This window comes from Ensifer sp. SSB1 (genome assembly GCF_016652895.1).
Classification (GTDB): domain Bacteria; phylum Pseudomonadota; class Alphaproteobacteria; order Rhizobiales; family Rhizobiaceae; genus Ensifer.
The window spans coordinates 1-7,510 of sequence record NZ_JAEPRP010000254.1; the positions used below are offsets into that span (position 1 = coordinate 1).

A 7,510-nucleotide genomic window follows, 5' to 3' on the forward strand; every position below is an offset into this window, starting at 1 on the left:
AGCTCGACGACCTGAAGGATCCGGTTGCGCGCAATGCCAACCTTCCAGCCGACGCGAAACACTCGGTGGCGTTTGCCCGCAGCATCAATTCCGGCGTGACGCTCGAAGTGCTGACGACGGAACCGGGCGTGCAGCTCTATACTGGCGCCAAGCTCGACATCCCCGTCCCCGGCCTCGAGGGACGCCGTTACGGCCCCTTCGCCGGTTTCTGCCTGGAAACCCAGATCTGGCCGGATGCGGCCAACCACGCCGGCTTCCCGAGCGCAGTGCTGCGCCCCGGCGAGATCCGCCGGCAGGAAACGGACTACGTGTTCATGAAGAGCTGAGCGCGCTCGCACACAAGCGCTGAAACTTGCCAGTCGTCATGCCTTCATAGGCGCCGCTGCGCCTACCATTCCGCGACGTTGAGCTATCTTCCTCGCCCCAGACAACGGCCTGGAGGTGCCGTTGCCGAAGGAGGAGAACTCGGCCAGACACCTGTGCCAAGGTAGGGGCAGGAGTTCGAATCGCCTTCACCCGCTCCAGTTTCTCCAAATTTTTGAAACTTCGGTTGTCGGAAGCGCTTTCGAGAGTCGTGGTTGCCGGACGGAACACTTTGCCCGCTCGGCGATTTTCCTTTGCGTCTTTTAGCTCGGGTTGCGAATGCTGCCGTTTTGGTGTTTCCTCCACCTACAATCCGACCTCCCCCGAAAGCGAGCTAAGTCCATGAAGTCAATTTGTTTTTTCAACAACAAAGGCGGCGTCGGAAAAACCACATTAACCGGAAACATTGCTGCATACTTTGCGATCGAACAACAGAAACGCGTCCTAGTTATAGACTGCGACCCGCAGTGTAATATTACTCAGTTTATACTTGGAGACGTGAAAACAATAGATTTATATTGGCCTGAAAAGGGCAACAAGGAGGAGACGAAAACAAAGACTATATTAGATATAGTTGACCCAATATTGAGTGGAGACGCTGATATTAATAGTAGAGTACGACCTCTCAGATCGAGCATAAATCGTTTTGGGGTGGACTTGATTCCAGGGCACCCGCGCTTCTCAACGTTTGAGGATGAACTTTCTTCCGCATGGGCTGAATTGCCTACAGGCAAAGCCGGTGGGTTTCGCGTATCAAACTGGTTAAGGTCATACTTACGAGCAGTTGAAGACGATTATGATATTGTTTTTATTGATGTTAGCCCCTCTTTGGGAGCTCTGAATCGATCCGTTCTCCTATCCTCCGATTATTTTGTAGCGCCCCTCGGCGCCGATGCCTTTAGCGTCCTAGGAATACGTAACATATCGCGCTGGATGAACAGTTGGACGGACTACTATGAGGTGGGCCTGGAGCAATCTGAGAGACTCAATCCCAGTGGGTTAAACCGATATGAAATCTTAACCTCGCTGCCGATAAAACGCGGTTTTCTGGGCTTCACACTTCAGCAATACATTGCAAAAGCCAAAGAGGGCGTGCGTCGTCCTACAAAAGCGTACGAAAGAATTTTGGCGGACATACCCGACGAAGTTGATACATTTCTTAGTGGATTTGCGGCGCATAGCGACTTACCTTTCCACCTAGGTGACGTACCGAATCTTTATAGTCTTATCCCACTGGCGCAGAGCGCGAACGCCCCAATTATCGCACTTGAGGCGCGAGATGGTTTGGTAGGCAGTCAATTTAGCCAAGCGTCGCGATACAGGGAAATCATAGGCGATCTAGCCGAAGCCATATCTGAGAGGGTCTAAGCTTTGGTTAGCTGGCCCGTACCACTTGTCCGAGAAATTGCTGAACGCCGCGTGGTAGTCTTCATCGGCGCGGGAATATCAAAGTCTGCCGCTGCAGCACTACCAAGCTGGCCAGCTTTGATAGGAGAGCTTTCTGAAAGATTGCCTGCGAAGAAGGATCAGCGGCTAGTAGGCCAACTGATCCGAAGCGATCGGTTGCTGGATGCTGCAGAGCTCATTAACTCTGTCATCTCGCCTGCGGAGCGAAGAAACTTTCTAGAACAAAAATTTCTACTGGCCCCGCCCCCACTGCAGAAATATATAAGGATATACTCAGCCTAGATTTTAAAGTTTGCATTACTACAAACTACGATCAATTAATCGAAAAAAATTTTGAGCATTATAGTGGCGGGCATGTGACGCACCATGTCAGAACGCACACCTATAAGAATTTTATTTCCGATCTCAGATCTCCATCAAGAACAATATTGAAGCTTCATGGATGTGTAACAAATACAGCTGAGATCGTATTGGACAGGAAATCGTATTTTAACGCAAAAGCAGATAATCCAGGAATATATGATGCCGTTCAGGCGCTTTCGACCGTTAATACGGTCCTCTTTCTCGGATACTCAATATCTGATCCAGATATACAGCTAATTCTCGAGAGTGTTCATGCACGAACTCGAGCGGACCATACTCATTACGCCCTAATGTCTAAGTTTGAGCACCCGTCTTTGAGACAGGCAATAGGTTCAACCTATAACGTGTCGTTCATAGAGTACCCAGCGGGACAACATCACGAGGTTCCTTTGGCGGTAATTGACCTCTGGAAGGCCGTGAAGGAGGAGCGGGCGGGACGCGGTATACCGTGAATCTGCCCTTCCAATAGTGGCAGGCTCTGCTTAGTACATTATTGCCGTGAATCAGCTTTAGGCGCCCTAAGGATCGCTACGTGCTCAATTACTCAGTGAAATGAAGTGGTTGGGAGAAATTGGAGCGGGTGAGGCGATTCGAACGCCCGACCCCAACCTTGGCAAGGTTGTGCTCTACCCCTGAGCTACACCCGCTCATCATCCAAGGTCCGGGGGTAGTCGGTGGACCGTGGCGTCGGCGCTGTCTTGCGGCGACGGGCGGTATATGGCCTAAGCGATTTTGGAATGCAACAGGGAAATGACGAGAAATCGAATATTTTTTTGGAGACCCTTCGCAAAGCCCGGAAATGCCGCGTTTTCGGCTTGGCTCGCGCCTGTGAGATTGCACCGCGACGGGCTTCTCCCCTAAAGCAGATACGAAACTAGTGCCCAAGGGATGAGAATCATGAGTGAATCACAGCCGAAGACCGCCGAAGACCTCTTCCGTTTTCTCGATCAACTCGGGATCGAACATAAGACCAAGAACCACGAGCCGGTGTTCACCGTCGCCGAATCGGTGGCGCTGCGCGACGAGATGCCCGGTGGCCATACGAAAAACCTTTTCGTGAAGGACAAGAAGGACAACTACTTCCTGCTGACCGTCGAGGAGCACGCGACGGTGGACCTGAAGACCGTCCACCAGGTGATCGGCGCAGCAAGCAAGGTTTCCTTCGGCAAGCCGGAGAAGCTGATGGAGTATCTGGGCGTCATTCCGGGTGCCGTAACCGCCTTCGGCGCAATCAACGACACTGAAGGCAGCGTCAAGGTGATCCTCGACGAAGATCTGATGAAGTTCGACATCGTCAACTGCCATCCGCTCTCCAACGACGCGACGACCGCGATCGCAACGAAGGATCTGCTGCGCTTCATGGAAGCGACCGGACACGAACCGCTTGTCTTGAAAGTCACGGCCTGACATACGATCTTTGGCGCGAATGCAGTAAGCTGGCAGACGAGCCGGCGAGGAGAGAAGAATGACGGGCAGCGACAATCCCTATGCAGGGTCTTTCGGCACTCAGATGACGGCCTCGGCCTCCTTCGGCCAGCCGGCGCCGGCGGCCGCGTCGGGCGGCGACCTGATCAAGGAAACCACCACTGCCAACTTCACCAAGGACGTGCTCGAAGCCTCCAGGCAGCAGCCGGTGCTCGTCGATTTCTGGGCGCCCTGGTGCGGCCCCTGCAAGCAGCTGACCCCCGTCATCGAAAAGGTGGTCACGGAAGCCGCAGGCCGCGTCAAGCTCGTCAAGATGAACATCGACGATCATCCCTCGATCGCCGGCCAGCTCGGCATCCAGTCGATCCCCGCCGTCATTGCCTTTGTCGGCGGTCGCCCGGTCGACGGCTTCATGGGCGCGGTACCGGAAAGCCAGATCAAGCAATTCATCGAAAAGATCGCCGGTCCCGCTGTCGACGACAGCAAGGCCGAGATCGAGGCGGTTCTCGCGGATGCCAAGGCGCTCATCGATGCCGGTGACGCCCAGAACGCTGCAGGCCTCTATGGCGCCGTGCTGCAGGCCGATCCCGAAAACGTCGTGGCGATCGCCGGCATGATCGATTGCATGATTACGCTCGGCCAGCTCGCGGAAGCCCGCGAAGCGCTCTCCGGTCTGCCGGAAGACCTTGCCAAGGACGCAGGCATTGCGGCGATCGGCAAGAAGCTCGACCAGATCGAGGAAGCCCGCAAGCTCGGCGATCCCAACGAGTTCGAACGGCGCCTCGCTGCAAATCCCGATGATCACGAGGCGCGCGTGCTGCTCGCCAAGATCCGCAACGTCGAAGGCGACCGGACGGCTGCCGCCGATCACCTGCTGACGATCATGAAGCGTGACCGGGCCTTCGACGACGACGGCGCCCGCCGCGAGCTTCTGTCCTTCTTCGAGGTCTGGGGACCGAAGGATCCGGCAACGATCGCCGCACGGCGCAAGCTCTCGTCGATCCTGTTCTCCTGAACCGCCAGGCATTTTTTTGAAGAGGGGCGCTGTTTGCGCCCCTTTTCGTGCGTGCGGCTGATCACGATCCACATTCACCCATGAAGATCGGCGGACTCGTCCCTTGAGATTTTCACGGAACGCACCATCTTCTGGTCTGGTTGACTACGCTTCCTTGGCGGGGCAAAGCGGACATCTGCAGGGTCTATCGGAAAATGCACGTCGGAAATGCACGCTATCTCGGTCCGAAGGACTTGCCGGAGATCATTCCGGTGTTTCCGCTAACCGGTGCCTTGCTGCTTCCCGGTGCGCAGCTGCCGCTCAATATCTTCGAGCCGCGCTACCTTGCCATGCTCGATGACGCGCTTTCCGGAAACCGCCTGATCGGCATCGTGCAACCATCCTTCTGCGAGGGCCGTAACGAGACCGCCATGGGTCCGATGCAGGCGCTCTGCGAGGTCGGCTGCATCGGCCGCATCACCTCTTTTGCCGAAACCGGTGACGGCCGCTACATCACCTCGCTCACCGGCGTCTGCCGCTACCGGCTGTTTTCGGAGGTCGGCGGCACCCGCGGCTACCGCCGTTTCCGCATCGGCCCCTTCGCCGCCGATCTCGAAAACCGCGACGATGAAACCCTCGTGGACAGGGCAGCGCTTCTCGCCGCCTTCAAGGCCTATCTCGAAGCCAACAAGCTGAAGGCCGATTGGGAGAGCGTGGAGCGGGCGAGCAACCGCACTTTGGTCAATTCCATGGCGATGATGTCGCCCTATGGGCCTGCGGAGAAACAGGCGCTGCTCGAAGCACCCGACCTCAAGACCCGCGCCGAAACCCTGATCGCCATCACCGAGATCGTGCTCGCGCGCGACTTCGGCGATATGGACAGCATCCTGCAGTGAGCGCCGGATAATGGATATCAACGCCAGCAAGGTCGATCCGAAACTTCTCGAGCTGCTCGTCTGCCCGCTGACCAAGGGTCGCCTCAGCTACCACGCCGAAGCCAACGAACTCGTCTCGGAAAAGGCCCGCCTCGCCTATCCGATCCGCGACGGCGTGCCGATCATGCTGGTCTCCGAAGCGCGCAAGATCGAGGATTGAGCGCCGCGGCGGCTCATTGAGCGTAGAATTTGCGACTGCCCCTCATCCGGCCTGCCGGCCACCTTCTCCCAGCAGGCGGGGCGAAGGAAATCCGTGACCCCCTCCAGAACTATTATTTCGACCAGCCGCAAGTGTCGGATCGCGTTCAACGCGAGCCCCTCGCCATGAGGCAAACTTTGGCCGTGTCCCTCCCCGCATGCGGGGAGAGGGCTAGGGTAAGGGGCAGCCCCTACCGCAAACGTCTCAGATCGGCTGACCGGACAGCAGCCGCGGATCGGTCTCGCCGGCTACGCCGGCCGCCTGGCGAATGAAAAAGTTCTTCAGCGACGGCAACCGGTCGACGATACCGAGACCGAAATCGCGGGCGATTCGGACCGGGGTGATGTCGTTGGAAAACAGCCGGTTGAGCACGTCGGTCGTCACGCCCATGCGGAACGTGTCGAAACGCCGCCAGCTCTGGTAGCGCTCCAAGACCGCGAGCGAGCCGATGTCGAGACCGAGACGGTCGGCCTCGACGATGGTTTCGGCAAGCGCTGCCACGTCCTTGAAGCCGAGATTGAGCCCCTGCCCCGAGATCGGATGAATGCCGTGGGCCGCATCGCCCGCGAGCGCAAAGCGCGGCTTGACGAAATCGCGGGCAAGCGTGAGGCCGAGCGGAAAGGCCCGCCGCCCACCAACCACCTTCAGGTGGCCGAGCTTGTGGCCGAAGCGGCGCTCCAGCTCTTCCTCGAACAGGAAATCGTCGCCCTTGACCAGCCGCTCGGCGTCCTCCGTGCGCTCGGTCCAGACCAGCGACGTGCGATTGTTCTTGAGCGGCAGGGTCGCGAACGGACCTGCCGGCAGGAAATGCTCCTCCGCCGTGCCCTCATGCGGCCGCTCGTGCTCGACCGTCGTGACGATGCCGGACTGGCCATAGTCGAACTCGACGGTCTTGATGCCCGCGGCATCACGCAGCTTTGACCGCACGCCGTCACAGGCGACGAGCAGGCGCGCTTCCAGCTCCTCGCCGCCGGCGAGCGTGACCGCAACGGTGTGGTCGCCACTCCTGAAGGTTTCGACCATCGTCGACTGGCGATTGTCGACGCCGAGTTCCTCGCAGGCTCCCCGCAGCGCGCCGACCATCGCGGTGTTCGGCACCATATGGGCGAAGGGTCGGCCATCGCCACCATCGCCATCAAAGGTCAGGAAAACAGGACGAACCGGATCGGCCGCCTTCGAATCGGTAATCACCATGCGACGGATCGGCTCGGCCTCCGGCGCGATCTGATCCCAGACGCCGAGCACTTCGAGCATGCGTTCGGCAGCTGACGCCACCGCCGAGGCGCGCTGGTCCTTCTTCCACGCGCCTTCCGGCGCGCCGTCGATCACCATCACGCTGAGATGCGGCGCCGCCTTCTTCAGCGAAACGGCGAGCGAAAGGCCGACATAGCCGCCACCGGCAATCAAGACATCGAGCATCGGCTTTCTCCCGTCGCACTTGAGCATCGTTTTATGTCTATATAGATCAATGCCATCGACGTTCCTACCATCGGAGACTGCCGAAATGTCGCGCCCCACTGAGACCGCCACGCCCATGGATGCGCTGCTTGCCATTCTCGACCTCGAGAAGCTGGAGGAAAACCTGTTCCGCGGCTTGAGCCCACAGGTCGGCTGGCAGCGCGTGTTCGGCGGCCAGGTGATCGGCCAGGCGCTCGTCGCCGCCCAGCGGACCGTCGATGCGGACCGCTTCGTGCACTCGCTGCACGCCTATTTCATGCGGCCGGGCGATCCGTCGGTGCCGATCATCTACGAAGTCGACCGTATCCGTGACGGCTCGAGCTTCGCCACCCGCCGCGTCGTCGCCATCCAGCACGGCAAGGCGAT

The 7,510-nt window shown here is 58.4% G+C and carries 8 protein-coding genes, 1 tRNA gene and 1 pseudogene; 8 read left to right on the forward strand and 2 right to left on the reverse strand.

All coding sequences use genetic code 11. From position 1 onward, the window contains the following. The 3 genes and pseudogenes from I8N66_RS34765 to I8N66_RS37645 all read left to right on the forward strand — a co-directional run. Positions 1-326: pseudogene (locus I8N66_RS34765) on the forward strand (hypothetical protein); the annotation flags it as partial. A 379-nt stretch (positions 327-705) separates the two neighbouring features. Then, positions 706-1,731 (forward strand): AAA family ATPase, encoded by a 1,026-nt coding sequence (locus I8N66_RS34770; RefSeq protein ID WP_291164311.1) that lies wholly within the window; start codon positions 706-708, stop codon positions 1,729-1,731. 335 nt (positions 1,732-2,066) lie between these two features. Beyond that, a complete protein-coding gene (locus tag I8N66_RS37645) occupies positions 2,067-2,585 on the forward strand; it encodes an SIR2 family protein (protein WP_365888354.1) in 519 nt (172 codons plus the stop codon). Between the two features lie 120 nt (positions 2,586-2,705). On the opposite strand, the gene I8N66_RS34775 is transcribed toward I8N66_RS37645, so the two are convergent. Then, positions 2,706-2,780, reverse strand: a tRNA-Gly gene (locus I8N66_RS34775). Between the two features lie 250 nt (positions 2,781-3,030). Between I8N66_RS34775 and I8N66_RS34780 the strand changes: the two genes are divergently transcribed. The 4 genes from I8N66_RS34780 (at position 3,031) to I8N66_RS34795 (ending at position 5,647) form a co-directional block, all read left to right on the forward strand. After that, complete coding sequence (locus I8N66_RS34780; protein WP_291164314.1) at positions 3,031-3,540, forward strand: prolyl-tRNA synthetase associated domain-containing protein; 510 nt, start codon at positions 3,031-3,033, stop codon at positions 3,538-3,540. A 58-nt stretch (positions 3,541-3,598) separates the two neighbouring features. Further along, positions 3,599-4,573, forward strand: coding sequence for a thioredoxin (gene trxA / locus I8N66_RS34785; protein WP_291164317.1), 975 nt, complete (start codon positions 3,599-3,601; stop codon positions 4,571-4,573). 194 nt (positions 4,574-4,767) lie between these two features. Then, positions 4,768-5,448: an LON peptidase substrate-binding domain-containing protein gene (locus I8N66_RS34790; protein ID WP_291164320.1), complete on the forward strand. Its 681-nt coding sequence runs from the start codon at positions 4,768-4,770 to the stop codon at positions 5,446-5,448. A 10-nt stretch (positions 5,449-5,458) separates the two neighbouring features. After that, complete coding sequence (locus I8N66_RS34795; protein ID WP_043626122.1) at positions 5,459-5,647, forward strand: Trm112 family protein; 189 nt, start codon at positions 5,459-5,461, stop codon at positions 5,645-5,647. A 243-nt stretch (positions 5,648-5,890) separates the two neighbouring features. On the opposite strand, the gene I8N66_RS34800 is transcribed toward I8N66_RS34795, so the two are convergent. Further along, complete coding sequence (locus I8N66_RS34800; RefSeq protein ID WP_291164325.1) at positions 5,891-7,105, reverse strand: ubiquinone biosynthesis hydroxylase; 1,215 nt, start codon at positions 7,103-7,105, stop codon at positions 5,891-5,893. 85 nt (positions 7,106-7,190) lie between these two features. Between I8N66_RS34800 and I8N66_RS34805 the strand changes: the two genes are divergently transcribed. Next, a partial coding sequence (locus I8N66_RS34805; protein WP_291164328.1) for an acyl-CoA thioesterase domain-containing protein occupies positions 7,191-7,510 on the forward strand: 320 nt, incomplete at its 3' end.